The 26,800-nt window shown below is 28.1% G+C and carries 35 protein-coding genes, 1 pseudogene and 2 riboswitches; of the genes and pseudogenes, 1 reads left to right on the plus strand and 35 read right to left on the minus strand.

The window, feature by feature from the left end:
- Window positions 1-15 precede the first annotated feature (15 nt).
- The 30 genes and pseudogenes from CURI_RS12335 to CURI_RS16400 form a co-directional block, all read right to left on the minus strand.
- Entirely contained in the window at window positions 16-621 is a 606-nt protein-coding gene (locus CURI_RS12335) for an NAD(P)-dependent oxidoreductase (RefSeq protein WP_014968597.1), read from the minus strand.
- On the minus strand, window positions 588-1,775 hold the full coding sequence (gene hemA / locus CURI_RS12340; protein WP_014968598.1) for a glutamyl-tRNA reductase: 1,188 nt from the start codon (window positions 1,773-1,775) through the stop codon (window positions 588-590). The genes CURI_RS12335 and hemA overlap by 34 nt, the downstream gene beginning before the upstream one ends.
- Window positions 1,772-2,500 carry a precorrin-6A reductase gene (gene cobK, locus CURI_RS12345; protein ID WP_014968599.1) on the minus strand — a complete coding sequence of 243 codons (729 nt, stop codon included), beginning with the start codon at window positions 2,498-2,500 and terminating at the stop codon, window positions 1,772-1,774. Before cobK ends, hemA begins: the two co-directional genes overlap by 4 nt.
- Entirely contained in the window at window positions 2,497-3,225 is a 729-nt protein-coding gene (gene cobJ / locus CURI_RS12350; protein ID WP_228370429.1) for a precorrin-3B C(17)-methyltransferase, read from the minus strand. Before cobJ ends, cobK begins: the two co-directional genes overlap by 4 nt.
- Window positions 3,209-4,312 carry a cobalt-precorrin 5A hydrolase gene (gene cbiG, locus CURI_RS12355; RefSeq protein ID WP_014968601.1) on the minus strand — a complete coding sequence of 368 codons (1,104 nt, stop codon included), beginning with the start codon at window positions 4,310-4,312 and terminating at the stop codon, window positions 3,209-3,211. Before cbiG ends, cobJ begins: the two co-directional genes overlap by 17 nt.
- Window positions 4,309-5,064, minus strand: a complete 756-nt coding sequence (cobM, locus tag CURI_RS12360; protein WP_014968602.1) for a precorrin-4 C(11)-methyltransferase — start codon at window positions 5,062-5,064, stop codon at window positions 4,309-4,311. Before cobM ends, cbiG begins: the two co-directional genes overlap by 4 nt.
- A complete protein-coding gene (gene cobI / locus CURI_RS12365) occupies window positions 5,065-5,721 on the minus strand; it encodes a precorrin-2 C(20)-methyltransferase (protein WP_014968603.1) in 657 nt (218 codons plus the stop codon). It abuts the gene before it with no gap.
- Complete coding sequence (cbiT, locus tag CURI_RS12370) at window positions 5,718-6,284, minus strand: precorrin-6Y C5,15-methyltransferase (decarboxylating) subunit CbiT (protein ID WP_420805160.1); 567 nt, start codon at window positions 6,282-6,284, stop codon at window positions 5,718-5,720. The genes cobI and cbiT overlap by 4 nt, the downstream gene beginning before the upstream one ends.
- A 131-nt stretch (window positions 6,285-6,415) precedes the next feature.
- A riboswitch (cobalamin riboswitch) is annotated at window positions 6,416-6,597 on the minus strand.
- A gap of 363 nt (window positions 6,598-6,960) precedes the next feature.
- Window positions 6,961-7,170, minus strand: coding sequence for a hypothetical protein (locus CURI_RS12375; RefSeq protein ID WP_014968605.1), 210 nt, complete (start codon window positions 7,168-7,170; stop codon window positions 6,961-6,963).
- A gap of 127 nt (window positions 7,171-7,297) precedes the next feature.
- The gene (locus CURI_RS12380) at window positions 7,298-7,522 is read right to left on the minus strand and encodes a hypothetical protein (RefSeq protein ID WP_014968606.1); all 225 of its coding nucleotides are present in this window, start codon (window positions 7,520-7,522) and stop codon (window positions 7,298-7,300) included.
- A gap of 320 nt (window positions 7,523-7,842) precedes the next feature.
- Entirely contained in the window at window positions 7,843-8,019 is a 177-nt protein-coding gene (locus CURI_RS15925) for a hypothetical protein (protein ID WP_014968607.1), read from the minus strand.
- Window positions 8,020-8,765: 746 nt separating this feature from the next.
- A pseudogene (locus tag CURI_RS16575) lies at window positions 8,766-8,828 on the minus strand (hypothetical protein); the annotation flags it as partial.
- Window positions 8,829-8,992: 164 nt separating this feature from the next.
- Window positions 8,993-9,487: a GNAT family N-acetyltransferase gene (locus CURI_RS12390; RefSeq protein WP_014968609.1), complete on the minus strand. Its 495-nt coding sequence runs from the start codon at window positions 9,485-9,487 to the stop codon at window positions 8,993-8,995.
- A 361-nt stretch (window positions 9,488-9,848) separates the two neighbouring features.
- Window positions 9,849-10,253, minus strand: a complete 405-nt coding sequence (locus tag CURI_RS16215) for a tyrosine-type recombinase/integrase (protein ID WP_014968610.1) — start codon at window positions 10,251-10,253, stop codon at window positions 9,849-9,851.
- Between the two features lie 801 nt (window positions 10,254-11,054).
- On the minus strand, window positions 11,055-11,222 hold the full coding sequence (locus CURI_RS15930; RefSeq protein ID WP_187287401.1) for a hypothetical protein: 168 nt from the start codon (window positions 11,220-11,222) through the stop codon (window positions 11,055-11,057).
- A gap of 452 nt (window positions 11,223-11,674) precedes the next feature.
- Entirely contained in the window at window positions 11,675-12,043 is a 369-nt protein-coding gene (locus tag CURI_RS12400; RefSeq protein WP_014968611.1) for a hypothetical protein, read from the minus strand.
- A gap of 205 nt (window positions 12,044-12,248) precedes the next feature.
- Window positions 12,249-13,085 carry a site-specific tyrosine recombinase/integron integrase gene (gene xerA, locus CURI_RS12405; RefSeq protein ID WP_014968612.1) on the minus strand — a complete coding sequence of 279 codons (837 nt, stop codon included), beginning with the start codon at window positions 13,083-13,085 and terminating at the stop codon, window positions 12,249-12,251.
- A gap of 647 nt (window positions 13,086-13,732) precedes the next feature.
- Complete coding sequence (locus CURI_RS12415; protein ID WP_014968614.1) at window positions 13,733-14,173, minus strand: hypothetical protein; 441 nt, start codon at window positions 14,171-14,173, stop codon at window positions 13,733-13,735.
- A 63-nt stretch (window positions 14,174-14,236) separates the two neighbouring features.
- Complete coding sequence (locus CURI_RS15935) at window positions 14,237-14,383, minus strand: hypothetical protein (RefSeq protein WP_187287402.1); 147 nt, start codon at window positions 14,381-14,383, stop codon at window positions 14,237-14,239.
- 305 nt (window positions 14,384-14,688) lie between these two features.
- Window positions 14,689-15,033, minus strand: coding sequence for a zinc-ribbon domain-containing protein (locus tag CURI_RS12420; RefSeq protein ID WP_014968615.1), 345 nt, complete (start codon window positions 15,031-15,033; stop codon window positions 14,689-14,691).
- Between the two features lie 135 nt (window positions 15,034-15,168).
- Window positions 15,169-16,623, minus strand: coding sequence for a DUF4179 domain-containing protein (locus tag CURI_RS12425; protein ID WP_014968616.1), 1,455 nt, complete (start codon window positions 16,621-16,623; stop codon window positions 15,169-15,171).
- Window positions 16,620-17,198, minus strand: a complete 579-nt coding sequence (locus tag CURI_RS12430; RefSeq protein ID WP_014968617.1) for a sigma-70 family RNA polymerase sigma factor — start codon at window positions 17,196-17,198, stop codon at window positions 16,620-16,622. Before CURI_RS12430 ends, CURI_RS12425 begins: the two co-directional genes overlap by 4 nt.
- Window positions 17,199-17,408: 210 nt before the next feature.
- The gene (gene cbiE, locus CURI_RS12435) at window positions 17,409-18,038 is read right to left on the minus strand and encodes a precorrin-6y C5,15-methyltransferase (decarboxylating) subunit CbiE (protein WP_144276032.1); all 630 of its coding nucleotides are present in this window, start codon (window positions 18,036-18,038) and stop codon (window positions 17,409-17,411) included.
- A 40-nt stretch (window positions 18,039-18,078) separates the two neighbouring features.
- Window positions 18,079-19,149 carry a cobalt-precorrin-5B (C(1))-methyltransferase CbiD gene (gene cbiD / locus CURI_RS12440; protein ID WP_014968619.1) on the minus strand — a complete coding sequence of 357 codons (1,071 nt, stop codon included), beginning with the start codon at window positions 19,147-19,149 and terminating at the stop codon, window positions 18,079-18,081.
- The gene (locus tag CURI_RS12445; protein ID WP_014968620.1) at window positions 19,146-19,766 is read right to left on the minus strand and encodes a precorrin-8X methylmutase; all 621 of its coding nucleotides are present in this window, start codon (window positions 19,764-19,766) and stop codon (window positions 19,146-19,148) included. The genes cbiD and CURI_RS12445 overlap by 4 nt, the downstream gene beginning before the upstream one ends.
- Entirely contained in the window at window positions 19,757-20,128 is a 372-nt protein-coding gene (locus tag CURI_RS12450) for a sirohydrochlorin chelatase (RefSeq protein WP_014968621.1), read from the minus strand. Before CURI_RS12450 ends, CURI_RS12445 begins: the two co-directional genes overlap by 10 nt.
- Before the next feature lie 71 nt (window positions 20,129-20,199).
- Window positions 20,200-20,910: an energy-coupling factor transporter transmembrane component T family protein gene (locus CURI_RS12455; protein WP_014968622.1), complete on the minus strand. Its 711-nt coding sequence runs from the start codon at window positions 20,908-20,910 to the stop codon at window positions 20,200-20,202.
- The gene (locus tag CURI_RS12460; protein ID WP_014968623.1) at window positions 20,864-21,154 is read right to left on the minus strand and encodes an energy-coupling factor ABC transporter substrate-binding protein; all 291 of its coding nucleotides are present in this window, start codon (window positions 21,152-21,154) and stop codon (window positions 20,864-20,866) included. Before CURI_RS12460 ends, CURI_RS12455 begins: the two co-directional genes overlap by 47 nt.
- Window positions 21,144-21,875, minus strand: a complete 732-nt coding sequence (locus CURI_RS12465; RefSeq protein WP_014968624.1) for an energy-coupling factor ABC transporter permease — start codon at window positions 21,873-21,875, stop codon at window positions 21,144-21,146. Before CURI_RS12465 ends, CURI_RS12460 begins: the two co-directional genes overlap by 11 nt.
- Before the next feature lie 93 nt (window positions 21,876-21,968).
- Window positions 21,969-22,097 carry a hypothetical protein gene (locus tag CURI_RS16400; protein ID WP_266353467.1) on the minus strand — a complete coding sequence of 43 codons (129 nt, stop codon included), beginning with the start codon at window positions 22,095-22,097 and terminating at the stop codon, window positions 21,969-21,971.
- A riboswitch (cobalamin riboswitch) is annotated at window positions 22,055-22,241 on the minus strand. Its footprint overlaps the gene before it by 43 nt.
- A 133-nt stretch (window positions 22,242-22,374) precedes the next feature.
- On the opposite strand from CURI_RS16400, the gene CURI_RS12470 reads away from it, so the two are divergent.
- A complete protein-coding gene (locus tag CURI_RS12470) occupies window positions 22,375-22,947 on the plus strand; it encodes a DUF2238 domain-containing protein (RefSeq protein WP_014968625.1) in 573 nt (190 codons plus the stop codon).
- Here the strand turns inward: CURI_RS12470 and CURI_RS15095 are convergent.
- From CURI_RS15095 to CURI_RS12495, 5 genes are all read right to left on the minus strand, one after another.
- Window positions 22,944-23,675, minus strand: coding sequence for a lysoplasmalogenase family protein (locus tag CURI_RS15095; RefSeq protein ID WP_014968626.1), 732 nt, complete (start codon window positions 23,673-23,675; stop codon window positions 22,944-22,946). The two genes, CURI_RS12470 and CURI_RS15095, sit on opposite strands and share 4 nt — an antisense overlap.
- 52 nt (window positions 23,676-23,727) lie before the next feature.
- The gene (locus CURI_RS12480; RefSeq protein WP_144276033.1) at window positions 23,728-24,186 is read right to left on the minus strand and encodes a hypothetical protein; all 459 of its coding nucleotides are present in this window, start codon (window positions 24,184-24,186) and stop codon (window positions 23,728-23,730) included.
- Window positions 24,187-24,238: 52 nt separating this feature from the next.
- Window positions 24,239-24,463, minus strand: coding sequence for a hypothetical protein (locus CURI_RS12485; protein ID WP_041701819.1), 225 nt, complete (start codon window positions 24,461-24,463; stop codon window positions 24,239-24,241).
- Window positions 24,464-24,597: 134 nt separating this feature from the next.
- Window positions 24,598-26,109 carry a sensor histidine kinase gene (locus CURI_RS12490; RefSeq protein WP_014968628.1) on the minus strand — a complete coding sequence of 504 codons (1,512 nt, stop codon included), beginning with the start codon at window positions 26,107-26,109 and terminating at the stop codon, window positions 24,598-24,600.
- Window positions 26,109-26,771 (minus strand): response regulator transcription factor, encoded by a 663-nt coding sequence (locus tag CURI_RS12495; RefSeq protein ID WP_014968629.1) that lies wholly within the window; start codon window positions 26,769-26,771, stop codon window positions 26,109-26,111. Before CURI_RS12495 ends, CURI_RS12490 begins: the two co-directional genes overlap by 1 nt.
- Window positions 26,772-26,800: the final 29 nt, after the last annotated feature.

Here is a 26,800-nt window from a genome sequence, read left to right on the forward strand (position 1 = left end):
TTATATGATGCTTATTCAATTTATAAAAAAATAAAAATCATCTGTATTTAAAAATTCCATTATTTCTAAAGTTAACTTTTTATCATTCGCTTTTTCCTTGACCATTTTTCTAACTTCACCTACATACATTACAAAGTCATCATATTCACTTAAATCTTTAATCATCTTTTCAGCTAAAAAAACAGAAGTTTTTGGACTCCCTACTTTTGTATTTATTGCTATAGAGATACTTCTAGTATCCCTTTGAGTAGGAGTTACAAATAATCCTTCTTTAAAGTCTGAAGACATAAGATATAGTTTATAATTTTCTTCACAATCTTGTTTTATAATATTATTTAATTCAGGATTATTAGTCGATATTATGACTATATGTTTATCCTTAATATAATCTTTTTTGTAACTTTCATTTATAAATATTATATTTTTAGAATATCGAAGATTTTTAAATTTTTCATCAAACTCTTTTGATAGTACATATACACTACATCCTCTTTGTAAAAAGGACTTCGCCTTTATATATCCACCTTTTCCACCACCAATTATAATTACTTTTATTTTTGATGATATCAATGATATAAGTGCATAATCTAGTAAAATATCTTCTTTATTATTCTTAGACATTCTTCTCCCCTACCATCTAAGTATTCTTCTTTTAATGTTTCTATGGCCTTATTTATATAAGCGTTCGAGGTGCTTTTAATCATAGTTTCTACTAGTTGTTCAACATCTTTCGTTTCTTTCTTATTTTTAAAAACCTCGTATCTTTTCTTATATATATCTTCACCTTTGCCTTTCAGCTTTATTATATAAGGTGTTATTTCTCTTATAGTTTGCCAGTCCCTAAAATCTTTAATATATTCATCTATAATATCTCTATTTTTAATCATAACTGACTTTCTTCTATCGTGGTTTTCGTCATTTATAATATTTATATTATCTATATTATAAACTTCTGCATTTGGAAGACTATATACATCTTCGGAAACATCTCTTGGAACTGCAAGGTCAAATATCAATAACTCTTTATCTGGTAGGTTCTTACTTTCTATAACCACGTGTGGCGCTGATGTACAACTTATTATACAGTCTACATCATTATAGTATAGTTCTCGCTCTTTAAACTTTATTACTTTCACCCTTGTATCATCTATGTTTAAATCTTCCTCATCTCTAACTACTATATAAAGTTTTTCAAAATCTATAGATGTTATATATTTAGCAACAAGACTTCCTACCCCACCATATCCTAATATCATAAATTTTTTTATTCCTCTTTTTTTAGCCTCATTTACTACTATGGAAGAAGAAGATACTGGTATTCTATAAAGCTCTGTTTTGAGTCTAAATTCTTTTCCACAAGCTATGGCTGTTTCAAATAATCTTATAAATTCACTTTTTATGGACTTATTTTCCAAGCCAACTTCATAAGCCATTTTAACTTGCCCTAGTATTTGTTCTTCTCCAAATATTATTGAATCAAAACCACATACTACATCCATTAAATGTTCTATAGCTTTATCTTCTTTTAAGTAAAAAGTATATTCTAATAGATCCTTATCCCAATTTAATTCATCAAATATCTTTTCTATAATACTATCATCATAGTCTTTAGATTTAAAATAAATTTCCGTTCTGTTGCAAGTACTTAGTATGACTACCTCGTCACAATGTTTTTTCAGTTTCTCCAAAGACTTCTCTATTCTCTTTGTAATTATAGATAGTTTTTCTCTAATTCTTAACTCTACATTATGACGAACTCCTAGTGCTTGTATCAAATTATCATCTCCACTAACTTATCTATATCCTTTATTCCTTCTTCATCTTTCCTACCTATTATGATAGATTTAATCCCTAGCTTTTCACAGGCAGATAATTTATCAAAAGTTCCACCTATATTTCCACTATCTTTCATAACAACATAGTCTGGATTGTACTGTTTAAACATAGCCAAATTAAATTCTTCCGAAAAAGGACCTAAAATAGCTATTATATTTTTCATATCTATATTATTATTTACACATTCTTCTATACTAAATTTAGAAGGAAGTACTCTATATATAAATCTATTATTCCCTTTTATACGTTCAAAGTCCGTTATGTTTTTTATACCTGTAGTAAATAGAACTGTTCCTTTTCTTTCTTTCAGATAGTTTAAACATGCTTCTATATTCTCCAGATATATAGTCTTTGATTCCTTTACTCTCTGAGCTTTTTCTCTTACATATCTTATATATTCTATATTACACTCTTTAGAAGCTCTTTTTGCGTTTAGAGTAACTTCTTCAGCATACGGATGAGACATGTCTACTATCTTTTTTATATTATGTCTTGATATAAATTCTATCATATTTTCATAGTTTAATCTTGAAACTATTGTATTTTTATCCTTTAGAACCTCTTTTCCCGCATAAGTTGCAACAGTGACTACATAATCTACTTTTTTAGATATCTTTTCTACCAAATAGAAGGTTTCTTTAGTTCCTCCTATTATCCAAATCAAATTTTATACCCCCTAGGAGTAACTATTTTTCCATCTTTAATATAGCTTTCTCTATTTCCAACTATAACTATGGTCATCATATCTATAAATTCATAGTTTATATTTCCTAGTGTAGTTACTATCTTATCTTCTCCTTCCCTTCCAGAATGCTTTACTATTCCTACAGGTGTATCTTTACTTTTATATTTCAACATTATTTCTACGGCTTTTTCTATATGCTCTTTTCTTCCCTTACTTCTAGGATTATATATAGATATTACGAAGTCAGCTTTTGAAGCTAAATCTATCCTATTCTCAATAACTTCCCATGGAGTTAAAAGATCTGATAGACTTATAGTACAAAAGTCATGCATAATAGGTGCTCCTAGTACCGATGCTCCACTAAATGCTGACGTAACGCCGGGTACTACTTCAACTTCTATACCTTCTGATAACTCAAGTATTGGGCCTGCCATGCCATAAAGTCCTGCATCTCCTGTGCTAATTATACAGGTATTAAATCCTTCTTTTACTTTATCTATTGCCATATTGCATCTTTCTATTTCGCCCTTCATTCCTGTCTTAATAACTTCTTTGCCTATTACTAAATCACTTATAAGATCTATGTAGAAGGTATAACCTACTACTACATCACACTTTTTTATAGTCTCTAGTGACCTCAATGTCATGTCGTCCCTACCACCAGGTCCTATTCCTATAACATATAGTTTAGCCAATTTTATCACTCCTCGAAACTGCAATAGTTATTCCGTTAAATATCTTCTTACTTATTATCATTTCACTTCCTAGTAAATATGCACATGGTTCACAAACTGATGTAACTCCTACTTTAGATTCTACAAATTTACTTCGATTAAATTTATTTTGAACCTTTTCTATATCTTTTTTAGTAAATACTTCCATAGAGCAATTAAGCTCTTTTGAAGTCTCTATTATACCTTCTTCATCTTTTTTTACATCTATAGTTCCTATTTTATTTATACTTTTTAAACATAAATTATTTTCTTTAAATAATTCCATTATTGCACCAAGTATTTCTCTTTTACTTTTTCCTCTTCTACAACCTATGCCTATATTTATATTCTTAGGTCTTAGTAAGCATATTGGTTTATGCTTGTCTTCTGACTTTATATAATCTTTTATATTATCAAGTGAAGAAATTACTATAATTCCTTTAACATCACTCAAAGTTGAACTAATGCTATGTTTATTTATTTTGATAACATTATCATATCTCAATTCTACATCTACTAGTTCTGATATTAACTTTATATTTTCTCCCTCAACCATAAGTGAGGTTAGCTTTTTAGCATCTTCCATACTTTCTATTTCTAAATTATATCTTTTAGCAAATGTATCTACAGCATCTATACCTCTTCCATCTGACGCTGTAGTTATTATAGGTTGATTTTCAAGTATGCTTGATATCTGTAAAGTAAGATCATTAGCTCCTCTAATATGCCCAGAAAGTAAGCTAATTGAGTATTTCCCCATATCATCTACTACTATAACAGCAGGATCTTTAACTTTACTCTCTATATATGGTGCTATAAGTCTTAAAGCTATACCTGTTGATGATATAAAAATTAATCCATCATGATTCCTAAAAATATCTTCCATATGATTACTTAGCTTATCTGAGAAAGTATTCTTATCTATTTCTGTAACTACATATTCATTTCTATAATGAAAATTTTTTTCAGTTTTTGATAACATGGCTTCTTTATCCTGTACTCTACAAGTCAATCCATATTTAATTCTTTTCGATATTTCTTTACCACTAGATGTGAAAGAAATACATGCTATTCTCATTTATTTCCCTCTCTAAAACCATGTGTAAAGTCAGGATTGTAAAGAAGTGATCTCTCATAGTCTCCTTCTATAAATCTTCCTACTAGTATTTGTGCAAAGTTTTTTATTCCTTCTTTTTGAATTTTTTCAGCTATATCTTTCAGTGTACCTAAAACTATCTTTTCATCTTCCCATGTAGCTTTATATACTACTGCTACTGGAACACTGTCACTGCCATATCCATTTTTAAGTTTTTCTACTACTTTGTCTATGCTTTGAGCTGATAAAAAAATTGCCATAGATGCATTATGTCTAGCAAGACTTTCTAAGTCTTCATCTTTTGGTACGGGCGTTCTTCCTTCTATTCTAGTTATTATAACTGTTTGACTTACATCTGGTAGTGTAAATTCTCTTTTTATTCTGCTACAACTTGCTGTAAATGAGCTAACTCCAGGTATTACTTCGTATTCTATATTATAGTTATCTAAGTAGTCCATTTGCTCTCTTATTGCTCCGTATATAGTTGGGTCTCCAGTATGAAGTCTTACTACCTTTTTACCTTCTTTTATACCTTTTATACTAACTTCCATAACTTCTTCTAAAGTCATGGATGCACTACTGTATTTTTCACATTTATCTTTACAAAATTGTAAATGTTTATCTGACACTAATGATCCTGCATATATAACTATGTCTGCTTCTTCTAGTAATTTTCGTCCCTTTACAGTTATTAAACCTACATCTCCAGGTCCAGCCCCTACGAAATAAAACATTTAATTCCTCCTTCCGAATATAAGTGACATATAGTCATTGTCTTTTAATATTTCTTCTTTATCATACAGTATAGTTTCATCCGCTCTAGTGCATCTTTTTATATATACATATTTAAAGTTTTCTCTTTCCAACTTAGATATTATATCTTCTTTATTCCTGTTTACTTTTAGAATACATATACTATCTACCTTTTTTAGTACTTCATAATCTATTTTTCCGTCACAAAGATAGAAGCTTTCTCCTTTTAATGTTAACGGCAAATTAAGAGCACTTGTACTAGCTCCGAAAGAAGTTATCCCAGGTATTGTTTCTATGTTTATATTGTATTCTTTCAGCTCTAACATTAAGTATATATATGTGCTGTAAGTCATAGGATCTCCTAATGTTAAAAACGATGAAGTTTGTCCTTCCTTTAGAGTGTCATTTATTATCTTCGCAGCATTTTTATATCTATCACTATTATCTTCTCCCATAGGAAATTCTAGCTCTATTATATTCTTACCTTCTGTATACTCTTTTGCTATTATTCCTGCTGTACTTTCTCCCTTACTCTTAGGTATAAATATATAGTCACTTTCTTTTATAGCATTTAATCCTTTTATAGTTATAAGCTCACTATCCCCTGGTCCAACTCCTACTCCATATAATTTTTTCACCCTTTAATCCCCCTAACTATAAATATTGGATTTTGTGCTTTTAACAATCCTGTTTTTTCATCAACTATAGATGCCTGAATTAGTCTAGTTTCTATATTTCGATATCCGTTTTGTTTTAATAAACTTTGAAACTTTGTTAAGTTATTTAATGTTATAAAGTTTGCCACCAATATTCCATCTGGAGCAATTTTATCTGTAATTGTTCTAACTATTTCTTCTAACCTTTTACTACTTCCACCTATAAAACATTTATTAAAATAATGTATATTATCTATTCCTAAAGGAGCTATATTCTTAATTATTTCTATATCTTCTATATTGAACCTTTCAGAATTCTTTCTAATTAGATCTATACCTTCATCCTCTTTTTCTATAACATAGGTCTTTGCCCCCTGTAGTGATGCTTCTATAGATATAGATCCAGTTCCACCACCTATATCTAAAAACACGTCTCCTTTTTCTATTTCTAACATTCCTATAGTAATTATTCTTGCTTCAAATTTAGTCATAGGAATGTTTCCTCTAATAAATTCCTCATCTTTAATCCATCTCAATATTTTCACCACCAATACAAAAAATAAACTCCTGCCTTAAATGGCAAGAGTTTTTTATCTAACAATACTAGTAAAAGGTAATTGATTTTTACATAAACTACCCCTAATATATAATCTTACGCCATTTACTTCCCTCCGAAGTGTAGCTTACATTTTAGGCAGGTTTCCTGACTTACGTTTCATCCTCCTCTTTCCTTCCCAGATATTTGTAATAACCAGTGGTATAAAGACTTGTCCTCGTATACAGTAGCGGGGGCTGTAGTGGATTTTAACCACTTTCCCTATTATCCTTTTGCAAGGCACCTAAAACAATATATTTAACTTTACTTTCATTATATTATCAGTCCATAATTATTTCAATGATAAAGTCTCGATTACTATTTTTATATTCATTAAAGGTCTTAAAATCAGTATATACTCTAATATTTACCTAGAGTATATTTATCAAATAAATCTGTCTTTTAAAGATCTCTATCATGAACAAAGTAAATAGTTTCCTCAACTTTAACAGACAATAATGTTTCTATATTAGCTAAAATATAGGGTTTAATTTCTATTTTAAAATCTGTTGGATTTATTTAAATGCAAAAAAAAAATTCTTTTAAAAAATAGAAGAAGCTCATCTAAGATATCTTTCCTTCTATGATTTATTAATTAGAAATTTAAGCCTTATACTATTTTGAAATTATTCTCTATAACTCAATGATAATTTATTAAAAATAAAATCAATTATTAGATATACTATAATCCACAAACCTAAATCGATTAGTATTTTTATATTAAATATTCCTTCAGAAAAGTTATAGTTAAATCCTGTTAAGCTACGAATAATGCGAACAATTATAAATGCTATTATAAATTTAGAAATGCCCATATATTTTTTTCTTTCATTCAATCCTCCATTATTAATCTATTAATATTAAAATTTTATGAATCAGTTATATAATAATCTACATCAAGCTCAAACCCTCTTCTTTTATAGTTTATTGATTCGAAATTTATATGGCGTAAAGTAAATAATATTATGATCTTTTATGTATTACTTTTATAGCATCAATGATTAGTATAATACTAAAGTAAATTATAAATATAATTCCTATAATCAATATTAGGTTAAATAAAATCCTATTAAAATAACCTACAATGCCTCTTAATCTATAAACAGGTCTAATATAACTTGAGGTACTCACCAATACAAGAAAAAGGCTACCAAGTATACCTAATAAAAGGCTTAATCTTCTTTCCAAGACAACTCCTCCTTTTATAAAAGTGACAATCTTATTTAGTACACAACATAGTAAGATTGCGAATCAACTCATAAACTTATCTTCATAGTATGTTATATTTATTATTTATTTTTCTTTATTCTCTTAAACTTAATAATACAGTACCTAATAAGTGCCTCTATACATCCTCCTATAATGTATCCTGATGTATAGTTATCAATCAATTTAATACTAAAATATTTATCTATAACACAACCATATGCAATTTCCTAAATAATAGAATCTCTTGTTTCTTTCCTTTAGGTTCTTTTATACATTGTGAAACTCCCTTTTACATGTATTTACGACTTATTTGGAAATAACTTATTTCCTATCAGTCCGCCGATTAAAGCTGATAGCCCAGTAATACTAACTGATGTAATAAGATTACTGTTAGGTAGTATATATTCAAATAAGAAAACTACTATTCCTACAAATGCGCCTGTAAATAAAGCCATACCCATGCTTCCCTTTTTCATAGCAATAACCTCCTTTAATCTTAAGTTTGTAAATTCTTACGTTTATGAATCAACTTATAAAGCATTATACCTTGATTATTTTATTACTAATCGCCATAGAAATATTAAAATAATAACAATCATTATGATCAATGAGGCAGTATGAAAGATTATCTTTTTGTCTTTTATCCTATTGTACGATAAATAATTCAATATGCTTATACAAGTAGCTAGACAAAAAGAATATACTGAAAAAATACATAACACTATAAATGTAGATTTAATATTTTTAATACACACAATTATAAATATATTCACTCCTAAGTTAACAATGAATTGTTTAAGAAATTTACCTTTTCTCCGAAATACATATGGATTATATCTGTCTTTATTAAATAAGTAGATTTCTCTGATAATTAGACCTACAAGTATAGTGATAAAGACTATTATATAAAGATAATCAGGCATATCACTTCCCCCTCTTTCTATGAAGTATAGTGTTAACTATTATAAGTCTCCTTCTAAAATAACCTACTGTAAACCAAATCCTCCACGCTCATTAATGTTACATAACTAAAATATTCAAGAACTTAATTTCATGACATCTATCAAAATTAGTATCTTCGTGAGAATACACTTCAAAATACCTAAGTATTTAGCATGATCTAGTTAAATCATTACATAATATACTTTCTAACCTTTAGACATAAGAAAACAGGGTAAACCGTCTTATAACTATACAGTCTAGCCTTCAATATAATTTACACTTAAGAATATATTACTATAGCATTATATCCTTTTCCTTCTAGTTCATTAACTAAACTATCTACATTAGTTTTTACACTAAATGCTCCAACCTGTACTTTATATAGTTCGTCTTATTGAACTACTATAGGACATATCACTTAGTTTTAAGTTCATTTACAAGGCTAGACGTTTTAATATCTTTCCTATCTTTAAGATAACTGACAACTTTATGCTTTTTACTAAGTAATTATAGGATTTTCTTCATCATATCACCACATAAAGTTTTCCCTGCCCACTTTAATTCTATATCTTTGATTTTTATAAATCCAATTTTAGTCCAGAAATCAAGTACATAGTTATCGTAGTTAGTAACCACATCTATCCTAATTGAGTCACTTCGTAATGATTTAGCGTATATTTCTAATGCATGAAAAATCTCCTTTCCAAAACCTTTATTTTTATAATCATTATGTATAATTAATAATGATAAGTATGTTTCCTTATCAATTTTAAAATCCATAATACCAATCAATTTTTGTGAACTTATCTCAACTATTTTACAACAGTGAAATCCTATTTTTTTCATAGATTCAATTTCTTCATATATCCACTCATTTCTTACACTATCATAATTCGTATGACTTATTAAAAATTTCTTGCTAGAGTTATAAACCTCAGTAATCCTGTATAAATCTTTATTATCTACTAAGTCTACATATAATTTTTTTGACCTAAAAAGCATTTAAACCTCTCCCTAAGTTTCACATAACTAATTGTATTCCCGATGTTTACTGAACGTTTCTATCAGTGAATGTTAGGAATATTCAGTTATGTGTTGTTTACATGGATAATCAATATCTTCTTAATTTAAACATACTACTTTGACTTAAGAATGTAATTAATTGTCCATATATGCCATATTCGACATAATAACCCTAGAGCCTCCTACAATCTATCTAATGGACTTTGAATGTTACTTATATACTTCTTACTCACATGAGTATAAATCATTGTAGTTTCTGTACTACTATGGCCTAATAACTTATATATATCTAATGTCTGTTCCTGATTCTAATAAGTGCGTAGCAAATGAATGCCTTAGACTATGAATAACTAACATTCTTTTTAATTGCTACTTTATAATAATCCTTCTCAAACACTCTTTGTGCTGATCTTTCTGTTAGATGATGTTTCTTATCTCCTCCTTTAAACAACCATTCTTTTGGTGTATATCTTCTGTAGTAATCTCTTAATACAATCAATGCTTTTTCTGATAGTAAAGTATATCTATCCTTTTTACCTTTAGCATCTCTAACATGGATTAGCATTCTAATTGAATCAATATCTTCTATCTTTAATCTAACTAGTTCGCTTACTCTTAATCCTGCTGAATATACTAAACTTAATAAGACTTTATGTTTATGATTCTCTACTACATTTAATATTCTTGTTACTTCTTCTTGACTTAATATATCAGGTAACTTCTTTTCTTTCTTTACTCTAAACATATTAATATCAATTCTTCTAGGAGATATAATATATATTCATTTACATCTTCACTAGAAACAAACTTTAAATCACTTTCATAATAATCTGTGAACCTTATAATAGGATTCAATTGTATTAGAACTATATCTTTTTAGTTTTAATACTTTTTCTAACTCTAAATAAACTGATTGATGATTCATTTAATTAAACCTCCTTTGATTTTAAGCATAAAAATAAACCCTAACCACAATTGGCTAGAGCTTTAATTTCTTTATCATATTTAGTTTTTATATAGGGGTGGGGCATTAAACTATTATTCTAAATCATATGGTTCATATAGATACCGAAGAAAAATCTATATATAATTTCCCTACAGATAACCATCTAGTAAAACTACTGTTTTTACACATTTAATAACCTATTTCTCCTTTTCAGTAGTAAATCATTTATTGTTAGTAGTGTATACAGTGATTCATATTTACTATTAATCATATATATTATCTTTAGATAGCTTAATTCTATATGATATTTAATAAAGATATATTAGGAGGGGAGAATACAAAGTATTCTCCCCTCCTAAAGAAACCAGTTTAAAATATACTTATACATCTTATGACTCTAGTTGTATAATTTCCAGTTGTATTTACATACTTTAATGTGCTAGACGTTCTCACAGCAATCTGAGAGCATGTTTAAGATAGAATACATTCATATCGTACCTACTAATAGAAAGAACTCGTCTAAGATATTTTTTCTTCTATGGGTTGTTAACTGGAAATTATGTATGACGTAAGATATTAATAACATGATATAAATTTTATTTAAGGTATAATACCAAATCCACTAATAATTAATATAGAAAATATAAATAAAACCATATTTCCTCCAAATCCTACTTTAGATAAGATTTTAATCACTTTATTTTCTTGTACACCTAAAGGTTTAATGTATCCTATTCCTAATATCCAGTAAATAAATAATAGAAACAAATTCAAACTACTTGAAGCCATTATTGGTAAAAGCTCAGAATCACTTATCCTTAGTTCTAGCGTCCAAGCAAATATACTAAAGCTAAATAATAAGCATGATAAAACAACTAAAAGAGTTCTAACAAGTTCTATAAATCTTTTAATAATAACACCTCCTAGTATTCAATTTTCTATTTAAAATAGTTTCATAGTATCTAGCTGTTAAGAAACTAATTATAAAACAATTTACTTTAAACTCAATCTCAATTAGCTCTTAAAATTACCATTGATACACAATTATCATCTAACGCTATTGCTGGCTGGTCTTCTGTTTCTAAAACATAATAGAAGAAACTCGTCTAAAATATATTTTTCCTCTATGGCTTATCAATTGGAAATTCTGTGTTGCGTAAAACAATTAAGTTGTAAGCTTATTTTCTAAGTTTTACTTATATAAATTGTAATTTAAAAAACTATTTATTATTCCACTCATAATCAGATTTTAAATTACCAGGTATTTCCATTACATTTATCTCTTTCATCAGCATAGAGCTATCCATTTCTCCAGATTTATAAAATGAAATTATCCAATCATCTGTAGAATAGTCTTTATATTCATAAACTTGGTCATTCTTGTCTCCATTAACTATACCAATTTGTTCTCCTCTTTCACTATTGTCAACAGCACAAAAAGGAATATAAGTCCTATTTTCACTAACAATCGCAACATAATCATTATTTTCTTGAGTTGTCATATTTTCTAATTTCTTATTACTCTGATTACATGAACTTAACATAATAGTTATTAAGCACAGACTTATAAGATATAGTAACTTTTTCATTTAATACCTCACCTTATTAATTTCACATAACTACTCGTATTACCGATGTTGACTGTACATTTCTAACAGTCAATGTTGGTAATATTCAGTTATGTGTTGTTTACATGGATAATAAATTATCCTTAGTTTAAACATCATCATTTAAGCTAAGGACATGATTAATTATCCATTGGTACCATATTCGACATACCTATCCAAAATCCTTCTACAACCTATCTAAAGGACTTTGAATATTACTAATATATTTCTTACTAACATGAGTATAAGTCATAGTGGTTTCTGTACTGCTATGACCTAATAACTTTTGAATGTATCTGATATCTGTTCCTGATTCTAATAAATGAGTGGCGAAAGAATGTCTTAGACTATGAATGCTAACATTCTTTTTAATTCCTACTTTATCACAAGCTTTCTCAAATACTCTTTGAGCTGACCTTTCTGTCAGGTGTTGATGTTTATCTAATCCTTCAAATAACCATTCTTTTGGTGTATATCTTCTGTAGTAGTCCCTCAATACTATCAATGCTTTTTCTGATAGTAATGTATATCTATCCTTTTTACCTTTAGCATCTCTAACATGGATTAGCATTCTAATTGAATCAATATCTTCTATCTTTAATCTAACTAGTTCGCTTACTCTTAATCCTGCTGAATATACTAAACTTAATAAGACTTTATGTTTATGATTCTCTACTACATTTAATATTCTTGTTACTTCTTCTTGGCTTAATATATCGGGGAACTTCTTTTCTTTCTTTACCCTAAACATATTAATACTAATATCACTTCTACTTAGTACATTATTCACCATAAACTTTATTGCACTTATGGATGTATTAACATAGGATGCTGAACGTTTCTTTTCTTCTAGGAGATATATTATATATTCATTTACTTCTTCACTTGTAACAAGCTTTAATTCCATTTCATAATATTCTATGAATCTCCTAATATGATTTACATATGATTCTATTGTATTTGGACTATATCCTTTTAGCTTTAATACTTTTTCTAATTCTACATATACTTCTTGATGATTCATTTAATTTATCCTCCTTTTAATTTTAAGCATAAAAAAATACACTAACCTTAATTGGCTAGTGCATTAATTTCTTATTCATATTTACTTTTAATATATGGGTGGGGCTTGAAACGTTTTTTCTTTATTCTATGATTCATATAGGTACCGAAGGAATTTATCTATAACTTTACTACAGATAACCATCAGCTAAAATATTTGTTTCTACACATTCAATAGTTAGTTTACCCCCTATAGTAACAGTAGGCTTATCATAAGGAGTATATACTATACTTTTATTTAGATATGAATCATATGTATTACCTTTAGATTCATTAATACCATATGATATTTCATATTGATTTAATAAGGTGTGGGGGGAAATTACTTTGTAATTTCCCCCCACACCTATATCTTAGAGTTATTCTATTTATCTTATGATTCTGCTTATATAATTTCTAGTTACTTTTCTATACAATTAAACTGACAGCAATCTGAGAGATTATTAATAGGATTTAATACTCCGTATCAAATCCTATTAATTTGGAAGAAACTCGTCTAAAATTTTTCCTTATATATATCGTATTAATTGGAAACTCTGTATTACGTAAAATATAAATATTGTACTATACTCACAGTCCTAATCTAACTTATAATCGGAGATTATATTTTTATTTTTCCATTCCATAACCATTTGTTCCAAATGTAGCATACCCATTTAAGTTATAACCATTTTGAGACAGTACTCTATATTCAAAATTTTGATTATAGTATTTTTTATGTTGTACAGTGAAATCTCCTACTAATCCATCAGATTGATATGGCTCAATATTTAGATTTCTAACACGTTCGCCGTTCATATATAATCCTATAGTAACAGAATATTGTGAATTATTTTCATACCACATTTTATAATATTTTTGACTTGTATTAGGATAAACAGTTCTCTCAAAGGTATTAGTATCAGAAACTTTTGTTTTTGCTAAAGGATAGCTTATATGACTGTCTTTGTTAATTTCATCATATACCATATTTTCTTCTTTTATATTATTACACGCTGATATTGAGGTCATCATTATAAATAAAATAACCGCTAAAAAAATATTCTTCATAAACGCACTTCCTTTGTTCTTGTTATACTACTACTATGTATTAATTTTAATCTTGAATAACCGTCAAGAGTTCTTTTTGATATATATCTTTAATGCCTTTATAATTAATATCATTGTATATATACCAAGCCCCATTAAAATTAGATATAAAATCAAAGGTATTAAAAAACCTATAGCTTCTGATAGTGATGGCGTAATATTTACTGTCATTATTAATCCTCCTCAATCCACATCATTTCACATAACTAATGTATTTAGGACATTCATGTCAGCATATCCACTAAAATTCCTGATACTCCAGATGTTAGTATCAGAAATATATACTATAGATACATCCTAATATTGATCTTTAATTTCTTACTTATACTAAAACCTAATTGTGTTCTAGTAAATCCATCATCTCATGTTCTATAATTATTTAAAATTCAACTAAATATTATACATATATCAATGTGTCACTTATAAATAATTTTATATCAGATATGTATATTCATTCCCTCTTACTATGACCAACACTATTTTTCTTTTCTTAACTCAGCCATTTGTCTTCTATAATTTCTTTGTACTTCCGTTAATCCATCATTATGCACATCTTTACCATTGCTTGTACAAGGTGCTTCTTTACAATTTTCTAATTCACTAAAAAATTCTTCTTTACTAAGTGGTACATAGTTTCCACATATATTACATTCTTTCACGTACATATTTTGATAAGGAATTACAGGTATAAAAAACAGTGTAAACCAAGTTCTATAGCGATTATATGACCAACTTCCTAAATTAGCACAATGATTACAATAGTCTTGTCCTGATTCTCCATATTGCTTAGTTGTTCTTTTACCCCATCCAAAAATGATCATATTATTCCTCCTTCTATTTCAATAAATTTATCATCTCATATTTTTTATAATCATTCAACATAATTTAGGCTATTATATCAAAATAAAACTATCCACCCAAGATTTCTTTCATTGAATGAATAGTTTATTTATTTCTTATTTAATTGGTATTTTAAACACATAATCTTCTTTAAAGTCTCTATTGTTTAAATTACTAGTTACAAAGTAATATTTTTCATTAGATTTAAGTTTTTCTACCTCAATGGTAAATTCTTTATTGTTATATCCATTATTTATTGGATTTATTTTCACTTCAAGTTTTTCCCCAGCTTCATTTTCTATATAGAGTTGATGTCCTTGAAAATAAGGTAGTTTTCCTTCTGCCTTATATCTTATAATAGTTTTATCTTCTGTTTCTTCCATTCCTATTATTGTTAACTTTCCAAATCTACCTTGCTTTAATTCTATAGGATATGATCCATTTATAAGCTTTTTCACATCTTTTGTTATATATTCTTTTTTGTTTTTTCTAACAGACTTTTTCCCATCCTCGTGTAAACCAAATTCCTCTCTTATTCTGAACTGCACTGGTACAACAGTTAAATATTTTGGTACTTTGTCCACAGCATCATATCTATATGTGGATTCAAAGCTTTCGTGAGATCCTCCCCCACTCATATTTTCTCTTCTTCCTATTTCATTTCCGTTATCGTCGAATAAAAGCCAATAGTCATATTCAAAAAATCCGAAATGACTATTTAAGTCATTCATGTTTTCATATTTTTTTCCGTCTAATTTTATATTAGTACTTAGTGGACTAAAGGAAACTTTACTTATTCTAACATCTGTTCCCTCAAAATTTTTAACTATATCAACATCAAATGTTTTTTGTTCTTTTAATATTTCTTCTTTTGATAATTTAAATGAGAATTTCCACTTTCCTTTTATATCAAATATTTCTTTAATATTTATATCCATATCAAACTTATCTGGTAGTTTTTCAAGTCCCATCTGATATTCAACAAAAGCTATCATAGTATGTTCATCTATCTGCTCGCTTGTAGACGAGGCTCCGCTAAAACCACTAAAACTTCCATTTATCTTAATTGATTCATATAGATTTGAAATAAAATTTTCACCTAATTCTTCAATTTTTTTATCACTTTTAATAGTGTACGTTATTATTACTTCCGATTCATCATATACTACTTCATTTAGTGTAATACTTATTCCTTTGTCATATTGAGTTTGACCTATAACTTCAGCGTATGTCTCATAATCACCCTTATATCCGTAATTCTCTATTAATCTCTGCACTATAGAGTTTAACACAGGTATTTCTTTGGCAAAGGCAGGATTTTTAACACTCATTATTCCTATCCAAGCTATACAAATTATAACTCCTCCTGCTATACTTAAAGCATACTTAGCTTTTTTAGATAATCTTTTAACTCCTAAATCTTTTCTCAAATTCTTTTTAAGTTTTCTTATTCTTATTTCATCTATATTTAAATCTATATCTTCAAATTCTTCTCCATCAATATTGACTTCATTAAGAAGTTTATATATATCTTTTTCATCTAAAATATTTTTTAATTCCTCCCTATTCATATTATCTCCTCCTTCAAGGCTATAAGCTTTTCTTTTAAAGTCTTTCTTCCTCTTGAGAGTCTATTATCTACTACTGATCTCTTCACCTCTAAGTCTTCAGCTATATTTTGTATTTCTTCATCTAGAAAGTATCTTTTTATAAATATATCTCTATCAACATCATTAAGTTCGTTTATCATTTTAAGTAGTTTTTCCCTTTTTTCCTTCATTAGTAAAATATTTTCCGCATCACTTTCATTAGTTAAAAGTTTATCTCTTTCAACTAAACTTTCATCAAATTCTAGATTCGTGTCTTTTAATAGTTGCCTTCTATAATCTATAGCTTTATATCTTGATATAGCTATAATCCAATTTTTAAAACTTCCTTTTTTCTCATCAAAGCAGTCTATATTATTCCATAGCGCTAAAAATATATCATTTACACATTCATCTATAGAATGTACATGAAATCCTGTTCCAAGAATGCTATATACTACCTTATAAACTAGCTTTGAGTATGAGTCTACAGCATAGTCTAGACCCTTTGGACTTTTCTTTTCTATATAACTTATAAAATTTTCTTCATTTACTTTCAAAGATTTTACCCCTCCTTTTCTTTCCTTTATTTAAGAAGCTTCTCAATAAATAATACGAACTATGTAATGACTTTCTATCACGATTATCCAAATTTTTTTCATATATCTTATTCGCTAATAAAAAAATAGCATAAAATAGATTTTCACTTTCTATTCTACGCTATTTTAAACTTACAATTTTGTTCTGAAATTATTTTATAGTTTGTCATATTAATCTACCTCAACAACAACTAATGCTAACGAACTTTCGTAGTTAATTTCATCTCCTATATTACCTATAATTATTTTTTCATCCTCGTAAGACAGGTTATATCCTGCATATATTTTTCCTTTTAGTCCTTTTTCATATAACAGCTTCGATATATTATTAGGAGTATTATTACTATCTGTAAGAATGATAGAAGTTTGACTTTTCATTATGTTTCTAATTTTTTCTTCTTTTTCTTCATCTCTGCCATGAAAACTAACCAAGTTGCTATTATGCCAACTCTTTTTTAACTTTGACATCATATATTGCAACGATGAAACTCCTGGTACTATTTTATCTATTCTTACTTCTTTTCTTTTTAAATATTCCAGTATTCCATAAAAGCAAGGATCACCTGAGGCAAGTATAGCTATATTTTCTTCTATCATACTTTTATTTTCTAATAAATAACCTATTTCATTTAAGGTCTTGACTTTAGATATATTTTTATTAAATTCTTGTGCTACGTCTCCTATTCTACCAAATGAAATTATCTTTGATGAATCTTTTAGAACTTCTATGGCTTCTATTGTAAGATTTTTTATATTTCCAGGTCCCATTCCAACTAAGTAAATCGTAATATCATCCCCCAACACCTACAATAATTATTTGCTGTTTAAACTAATTCACTAATTAAAGTATTCCATAGTCCATAGAATACATTACTACTTTTATATCAAAGTCCTCATCTTTTAAATATCTTTTTATCCTATATTCACAGCCCTTAATCATGTCTTTTATAACTTTCATATAATCATTTTCTATTATTATTTTTAAAGCTTCTTCCGAAGTTAAGCAGCTATTTATTTTCATTATCATTTCATGTGGAGCATTTAGTAATGAAAGATAGTATATGAATGACTCAATTCTCATATCACATATTTTACTATGAGTATTAAATGCACCTATTGATAGTTTACATAGTTTCCCTATATGCCCCACTAGTGTTATTTTCTTAAACCCTTTATTATAGCAACATAGTATAGATTCACCTATAAAATTAGCTATTTTCACTCCACTTACCTTTTCATTCATTTCACTATATATCTTTTCACCATGATTGCCAAGATAGAGCACAATTTCATCTTCTTCATTATTTCTTATGCTATCGATCTCAATATATATACTTTTCTTAAATGCTTCTTCTGACATAGGCTCTACTATTCCTTTTGTACCTATGATGGAGATTCCACCCTCTATACCTATGTTAGAATTAAATGTCTTTTTCCCTATAGTTTCACCCATAGGTACATATATTTCTATATTAACTCCTATATTAGTAATTTTACTTACTTCCTCTTTTATCATTTTTCTAGGTACAGGATTTATAGCACTTTCACCTTTTTTACCCCAGAATCCACCCCTAGTTATAGTTCCTACACCTTGTCCACCAGTTATAACTATTTCTTCATCATCTCTTTTACTTACCTTTGCAAATATTTCTATTCCATCTGTAACATCTGGATCATCTCCAGCATCTTTTACTATGCAACAAGATACAAAATCTTCTGTTATTGTAGGTTTGTCTACTTTTAGCTTTAGTCTAATTCCCGCAGGAGTATCTATTTCAATATATTCAGGAATTGTTCCTGTTAAAAGTCCAACTGTGCATGCTTTAGCAGCTCCTGTAGCACAACTCCCTGTAGTATATCCACATCTAAGTTTCTTTCCTTCTTTTATAACATATAAGTCTAACTTGCTCATCGTCCTACCGCCATATATAGCAATGCGTTTACTATAGCAGCTGCAACATTACTTCCCCCTTTAGTTCCCTTTGTAGTAATAGTAGGTATATCAAATTCCCTTATATACTCTTTTGACTCCTTAGCTCCCACAAAACCTACAGGAACCCCTATTATAAGTTTTGGACTAGCTTTTCCCTCTTTTATTAGTTCTCCTATTCTGAACAAGGCAGTTGGAGCATTTCCTACTACAAATATGTCTACACCTTCACTTAAAGCAAAGTCTACTGCTGCCATTGAGCGAGTTATTTCTTTTTCTTTAGCTATTCTAAATACATCTTCATGACTTATATAGTTATCTAGCGTACAATTGGCTTTGTTTAGAGCTGTTTTATTGATTCCTGAAAAGCCCATCTTTGTATCCGTTACTATTCTACATCCATTCTTTATTGTGTTTATACCTACTTCTATTGGACTATTTTTAAATATAACTATATTCTGATAATCAAAATCTCCTGTAGTATGAATAGTTCTTTTAACTACATTTAACTCCTCATCAGTAAAACTATGAGGAGTCATGCCTTCATCTATTATTTCAAAACTTTTAGTTTCTATAAGTTCAGGATTTTTTATATACATTTAGTTTCACCTTGTATTCTTTCCTTTAATATATCTATTAAAGAATCATGATAACCTATAGGCTCAGCTAGCTTTATAGATATATCTCCATATTTTTCTTTACATTCGTTTAATATTTCAGGTATATCCTCTTTTATATGAATTCCAGGAAAAAGAAAATATGGAAGCACAGTAAAATCTCTTACTCCTTCATTATACATCTTATCTATAGTTCTAGGTATATATGGCTCTGACAACTCCATAAAACATCCCTCAACATTAGGAGTGTCTAGTTTTTCTTTTAATCCTTCTACTACTTTTAAAAATATATCTTTAGCATCATTTGCTCTGCTTCCATGTCCTATAATTATTATACCTTTCACTTTCCATCGCTCCTTTTTCTTATTAATTAACTATATCACTTATGTCAAAATAATGAAATAATTTAAACTCATCATATTTTATCAAAACTTAATATTAAAACTACTAATATAATATTATAAAAACATCCTAGTCCAAATCTTAGTTTGGAAAACTCAAATTTTCTTTCTAAATAGACAGTATTACCCCTATAACCTCTACTTTCTATAGAGTCGCTTATTTCCTTCCACCTTCTCATGGTATTTACAAATAAGAATCCCATAACTTTTGCACCATTTATGACTTTAAATTTAGTTGTAATAAAACCTTGCCTTGACTTCATAGCATTTTTTAGTAGAAGATACTCATCTTCTATTAAGATTAAAAATCTTATCATATTTTTAGCTATATCACATATGTCTTTAAATAAACTGGATTTTGAACCTAGATAAAATACATCCTCTATAGGTGTTGTCATAGTAAATAATAGTATAGATAAAACTCCAGATATACTTTTTAATATCAAAATAGCTATATATCTTATACTTTGATCAAAGATTAATGATATAGATGTAAATATGGAAAAAATGAGTATCCCTTTAGTGAACTTTAATATTATCGTTTTAGGATTTCTTAGTATTATATGGATAGCTATCATTGTCAGTATATTTATTAGAAGAATTACAATCGAATTTTTTACAAATCCACATACAATGATAGGAAGCAAAAATAGTATTGCTTTTTCTATAGGATGTACATTACAGAGTCGATTTAGTTTTGCATAGCTCATTAGTGTTCTTAGCATTTTTCTTTTTACCTATAAAGTACCCTAAAAGTACCCCTCCTATAGCTGCCTGAAATGCGAATATTCCACTTTCCACTTCTCCTGAAGGTGGCTCCCATATTGGTTCAAACCATGGCTCATAGTTTTCTATTTCATCCATTGCTATCCCATCGGCACCTTCAAGTGGGCCATTTTTAGCTCCTATTTGAAGAGAGACTACGAGTATTACTACTAATAATATCACAAGTAATGCATTATTTTTCATAAGATAAGTCCCCCTTTAGTGCTTCTAAATCATCTTTAGAATATTTTTCAATTATATTAAATATTAGAACAGTTAGTATTCCCTCTGCTATTGCTAATGGTATTTGAGTTATGGCAAATATAGATAAGAATTTTTCAAGTGATGCTACTAATCCACCTACTTCTGAAGGGTGAGCTAGAGCTAACTGTATCGCTGTTACTACATAAGTTGCAAGGTCACCTAAAGCTGCAGCTAAAAATATTCCTAATTTTTTATTTTTCCCTGCAAGTTTATATACACCAAAAGCTACTAAAGGTCCTACTACTCCCATTGAAAAAGTATTTGCTCCTAGTGTAGTAAGACCACCATGAGCTAAAAATAGGGACTGGAATAAAAGAACTATAGTACTTACAACACTCATAATAAATGGTCCAAATATTATAGCCCCAAATCCTGTTCCTGTAGGATGTGAACTACTACCAGTAACTGAAGGTAACTTTAGAGCTGAAAGTATAAAGCAATATGCTCCTGCTACAGCTATAAAAAGCTTCATATCATTGCTTAACTTTCCCTTTCTTTTTATATCTCTGATTCCTAAATAAACAAATGGTAATGCAAGTAAGAAATATAGACCACTCCAAACTGGTGGTAAATATCCCTCAGCTATATGCATAGCGTATCCAAAGTTAGGTGCTAATAGCAATATAGCTAAAGAATATAGATATTTAATTAGTTTGTTCATTTTAACAAACACCTCCCGATATTTATAAGTTTGTCCATAAAAACTTAGATAAAAAAACAACTCTAACCATAAATGGTAAGAGTTGTTTTCTATCTAAACGCTAGTATAAGAGTACTCTTCATAAGTAATTATAAATACACTCTTTAAAATCAATCTCACGCCATTTACTTCCCTCCGAAGTGTAGCTCTCCTTTTAGGCAGGTTTCCTGACTCACGTTTCATCCTCCTCTTTCCTTCCCAGCTTTCATAATAGCCAGTGGTTTATAAAGATTCGTCTCCGTATACAGTAGCGGGGGCTGTAGTGGATTTTAACCACTTTCCCTATTATCCTTGTAAATACAAGGCACCTAAAACGACATACAATATTAAGTTCATTTCTCATTATATTATTAATGTATAGTTATTGCAATGATAAAGTAAATATTATAGGATAAACCTCTTTATATTAGGAAATAATATAACATATCTTTTAGTTTTCTTAATATGGAGGTGTTTTTCTTTGAGTAAACGAAGCAAATCAATATTTTTTGCAGTTCTTTTTACTGTTATAGAAGCTTTAATTATATTTGGATTGTTCAAAAACAAGGGTGGTAAATATGCAGGTAATGTAGCTTTCACCACTGTACTATTCATTATATTTACGTTTTTAGAAATTAAGTTTAAACTATATATTAGTACGTATTCTAGAATTATTTTGATCATTACAGCGATAGGTCATACTCTTTGTGGACAATATTTAGGATTCTATGAAAAGTCTAAATATTTTGACAAGGGACTTCATCTTTTTGGAACATATGCTGTTACCTATTTTGCATATTCATTTTTAAATTTAATTACCAGGAAGCAAATTGTTTCAAGATTTCGTGAATTTATTTTTATAGTCTGTATTGGTATGAGTCTAGGTGCATTGTTTGAAACTTGCGAGTTTTTTATAGATGTAATAGCTCATCCTAAACCAGCTAGTCAGTCAGGACTTGTGGATACTAACTTAGACTTAATTTTCAATTATTTTGGTGCGATATTAGCTGGTATTCATTTATTTCTTCTAGATTTTAGAGTTGGCAATCGTTAATATCTTTTATCATAAATTCTAAACCCACTTAATGATAGTAATACTTGTGATGGAAGATAAAATAGCCATATTAGTGGATATGATACATCTCTTAGTACTTTAATAAGCCACGGTTGAAAATTTCCTGCTCTACTTATATTATATAGTCCTACATTTATATCACATAAAAGAAATAAGATCATACCAATAGCTATCATATATGCATTTGGATAAGGATATCTCTTATTTCTAAGCAGTTTTAAGGACTCTATAATACTATTTAGCAAACATATAAAATAGAATATTGATATAGGTATTATAATATCAGCTTTTAGCCAAAAATAGTTAACTGATAAACATACTATTAGTATAATACTTAGTATTTTCATATAGCTCATTATTATTGAGAAGTTTACCTTTACTTTATATCTAAAAAAATAAACTATTTGCGTTATGCAAAAAAAGGCTACTCCTAGCTTGAAGTAACCCAAAATGAGAAGGCATAAGTCTGCAAGAACCGTGAAGAGAAGTCCTACCTGAAGTAAACATCTATCTTTTACACTTATAGCACGTTTACCTATAAGGAGTGATATTATAAAACACAATAATATGGATATATACTTAACTATATCTATAGATATGAAAAATTGTTTATTAGAAAAATCTATATATAAACAAAGAACATAAATAAAACTAATTGCTAATAATAGTATTTTTATATCCATAAAATTATACTTTTTATTTCTCATTTCTCACCCTCATTTATAAATTTAAAACTTCTTATACGAAATAATTATTACTCTAGTAAAAAATCAAGAGAGTTATCATCTTAGCGATTACTATAAATAATGTTAGATACATTTGGGGTAAATATCTTCTCACTATTCTTTCATCAAACTCTGAATTATTTTTTAACTTTATGATGTCATAAATAAAAATTATAATGAACATAATTCCTAATGGAATCACAATATATTTATTTCTTACAATTAGTACTATAATCAATATTAACATTGATAGTACAGTATATATATTTCTAAGTTCATGTGAACTTATTCTATCAACTTTTTCACTTATTCCTTTCCATTCTATTAAAGTCTTTCTCACCTCTTTATAACCATCTAAACTTAATGGTATGAACATACTCTTATTTTTCTCTTTAGTATTAATATATATTCCTTTATTTTTTTCTTCTATAATATCTGCAATTTCTTCCCTATTAATAGTAATATCTTTTAAATGATTTTGTTTTTGTATCAATTTATCACTATCTATATGAAGTTCATATGATAGCCATCCTCTTTTTAATGACCTAATTATTGTCTTTAAGAATACTGTAAAAAAATACTGCACTAGCTATAGCGTACACTGTGTATTCTGCTATTAAAGTAGACTTATCATAATATAAATTATTTGATGAACCATTGATAACATACATTACTAGTACGAACATTATAGACATAATAAAACAAACTACACTTATTCTTTTTTTATTTGCTTTCAAGTAGTCTTGTGGTACTAATTTATATATACTCACTTTTTTTCCCTCCTATATCCTGTTTATACATATTATTATACGTTCCCTTTTAAAATCCTCTTTAAGGAAAATACATATTTACTATAATTATTTATTTCTAAATAAATTTAAAGTAACAAAATGAGTATATATATTTATATAGATAATTTGCTTTTATCTATGTCAAACCAAAACACTACACCATTCTCTACGTTTTTAGCACCATAATCTTTCCCATGTAAGTCCTGTATTGCTCTTACTATTGCTAATCCTAGGCCATATCCACCTTTCTCCCTGTTTCTTGATTTATCAGTTTTATAAAAGCTAATCCAAAGTTTCTCTAGTTCATTTGTTGGTATCTCCGATCCACTATTATAAACTGATACTCTTACGCTACTATTAATATTTCTACATGATATTCTAATTACTCTGTCTCCATCTATATGAGCAATTGCATTATTTATTAAGTTATTTAAAACTTGTTCTATTCTAAATGAGTCTGCATAAACTATCGCTTCTTCTATACTATCTATATACAGATTAATTTTATTGTCTCTAAGTATTCTTTCATATTTAGAGTAACATCTTTGAATAAGTTCTTTGATCTTAAATTCTCTTTTATCTAATTTAAAATAATCAGATTCCATTTGTGACAAGTCTAAAAGTTCTTTTAATAACCTATCCATCTTAGTTGTTTCTTCCATAATGACATCGCAATAGGAGTTCTTTTTTTCCTCATTATTTATAATGTTTAATTTAAGCCCTTCAGAGTATGCCTCTATAATTGATATTGGAGTTCTTAGCTCATGAGATATATTAGATATGAATTCCTTTCTCATTTCATCTATTTTTCTCTCTCTCTCAATATCATGCTGTAATTCTTCATTAGCATCTTTTAGCTCAGTTAGAGATTCTTCAAGCTGCTCTGATAGGTAGTTTATACTATCACCTAATTGATTAATCTCATCCATTGTCTTTATATTACACTTCTTAGAAAAATCTAATTTTGCCATTTTTCTAGTTATATCATTCATCTGTAGTATTGGCTTTGTAAAATTATTTGCCATAATAAATGCCCAAAAAGCTCCAACTATTAATAATATTATTGAAATAAACAGCAAAAATGTGTTAGCAACATTTGCACTTTCAGAAATTGAACTTAAGAATACCCTACTTTCTATAAGATCTCCATTGTTAAGCTTACTATAGTAAACTAAGAAGTCTATATTTAGCTTGTTATCACTCTGTATTTCTATAAAAGAATCTTCATTTAAAATTTCTTTATTTTTTACAGTGCGACCTTTAGAATCAGGTGGTGCCCCTTTGGGAAATAATGGTGGTCGTTGCTCTTGTGGATTTTGAACCATATAGGGTGCATCATCTATTACTGAAAAAAAAGAACTATATTTTATTTCACCCAGTGAGGACATTATAGATATATTTGTCCCATATCTACTTTCTATTTTTTTTAATTCTACAGCTATATCTTTATAGTTTCCTGTATTTATTTCATTTATATGATTAACTTGTTCAATAAGGACATTCTTCTTCTGATAAATATAGTATTTTTCTAATAAGCTAGAGTTGATAATAGTAGTTAATAAAACAAATATTATAATTATTCCGCTTACTTGAATAAACAGTTTAGTTCTTATAGAGTTTTTCATTAATCCACCTCAAATTTATATCCAAATCCTCTTATAGTCTTAATATAGTTTCTCTTATCTTCAAGCTTTATTCTAAGTCTATTAATATGAGTATCTACTGTCCTATCTGTAACAAAGGAATCAAATCCCCATAACTTGTCTAAAAGCTGTTGTCTATTAAATACTTTTCCCTTATTTTCATATAAGAATAACAATAATTCATATTCCTTTGGACTTAAATCAATTAATTCTCGGTTTAACCTTACTTCATGAAAGTCATCATTTATTACCAAGTCCTTATCTAAAGAAATACTTCCTCTACTTATTCTTCTCAATAATGCATTCACCCTAGCAACAAGTATTGATGGTCTAAAAGGCTTTACTATATATTCATCTGCACCGATCTCAAAGCCATAAAGTTCATCAACCTCTTCACCTTTTGCTGTTAGCATAATAATAGGTGTCTTTTTTGATATTCTTCTTATCTCTTTACATACATCCCATCCATCAATTTTAGGCATCATAATATCTAAAATAGCTAAGTCTATTTCTTTATTATTAAATATACTTAATGCCTCTTCTCCATCTTTTGCTTCAATTACTATATATCCTTCGTTAACAAGAAAATCTTTTACTATATCTCTTATTCTTGCTTCATCATCACATAATAATATTCTCTTCACTTTCTCACCACCTACAATTAATTATATAT

The sequence above is a fragment of the Gottschalkia acidurici 9a genome (assembly GCF_000299355.1).
GTDB lineage: Bacteria > Bacillota > Clostridia > Tissierellales > Gottschalkiaceae > Gottschalkia > Gottschalkia acidurici.

Excerpts from the sequence above, each read along its gene's own strand:
- CURI_RS12335 (WP_014968597.1), bottom strand. The coding sequence starts at position 621 with ATGTCTAAGAATAATAAAGAAGATATTTTACTAGATTATGCACTTATA.
- cbiG (WP_014968601.1), bottom strand. The coding sequence starts at position 4,312 with ATGAGAATAGCATGTATTTCTTTCACATCTAGTGGTAAAGAAATATCG.
- cobM (WP_014968602.1), bottom strand. The coding sequence starts at position 5,064 with ATGTTTTATTTCGTAGGGGCTGGACCTGGAGATGTAGGTTTAATAACT.
- CURI_RS15925 (WP_014968607.1), bottom strand. The coding sequence starts at position 8,019 with ATGAAAAAGGGAAGCATGGGTATGGCTTTATTTACAGGCGCATTTGTA.
- CURI_RS12390 (WP_014968609.1), bottom strand. The coding sequence starts at position 9,487 with ATGCTTTTTAGGTCAAAAAAATTATATGTAGACTTAGTAGATAATAAA.
- CURI_RS16215 (WP_014968610.1), bottom strand. The coding sequence starts at position 10,253 with ATGTTTAGAGTAAAGAAAGAAAAGAAGTTACCTGATATATTAAGTCAA.
- CURI_RS12400 (WP_014968611.1), bottom strand. The coding sequence starts at position 12,043 with ATGAAAAAGTTACTATATCTTATAAGTCTGTGCTTAATAACTATTATG.
- xerA (WP_014968612.1), bottom strand. The coding sequence starts at position 13,085 with ATGAATCATCAAGAAGTATATGTAGAATTAGAAAAAGTATTAAAGCTA.
- CURI_RS12415 (WP_014968614.1), bottom strand. The coding sequence starts at position 14,173 with ATGAAGAATATTTTTTTAGCGGTTATTTTATTTATAATGATGACCTCA.
- CURI_RS15935 (WP_187287402.1), bottom strand. The coding sequence starts at position 14,383 with ATGACAGTAAATATTACGCCATCACTATCAGAAGCTATAGGTTTTTTA.
- CURI_RS12420 (WP_014968615.1), bottom strand. The coding sequence starts at position 15,033 with ATGATCATTTTTGGATGGGGTAAAAGAACAACTAAGCAATATGGAGAA.
- CURI_RS12425 (WP_014968616.1), bottom strand. The coding sequence starts at position 16,623 with ATGAATAGGGAGGAATTAAAAAATATTTTAGATGAAAAAGATATATAT.
- cbiD (WP_014968619.1), bottom strand. The coding sequence starts at position 19,149 with ATGAGCAAGTTAGACTTATATGTTATAAAAGAAGGAAAGAAACTTAGA.
- CURI_RS12445 (WP_014968620.1), bottom strand. The coding sequence starts at position 19,766 with ATGTATATAAAAAATCCTGAACTTATAGAAACTAAAAGTTTTGAAATA.
- CURI_RS12455 (WP_014968622.1), bottom strand. The coding sequence starts at position 20,910 with ATGCTAAGAACACTAATGAGCTATGCAAAACTAAATCGACTCTGTAAT.
- CURI_RS12460 (WP_014968623.1), bottom strand. The coding sequence starts at position 21,154 with ATGAAAAATAATGCATTACTTGTGATATTATTAGTAGTAATACTCGTA.
- CURI_RS12465 (WP_014968624.1), bottom strand. The coding sequence starts at position 21,875 with ATGAACAAACTAATTAAATATCTATATTCTTTAGCTATATTGCTATTA.
- CURI_RS16400 (WP_266353467.1), bottom strand. The coding sequence starts at position 22,097 with ATGAAACGTGAGTCAGGAAACCTGCCTAAAAGGAGAGCTACACTTCGG.
- CURI_RS15095 (WP_014968626.1), bottom strand. The coding sequence starts at position 23,675 with ATGAGAAATAAAAAGTATAATTTTATGGATATAAAAATACTATTATTA.
- CURI_RS12490 (WP_014968628.1), bottom strand. The coding sequence starts at position 26,109 with ATGAAAAACTCTATAAGAACTAAACTGTTTATTCAAGTAAGCGGAATA.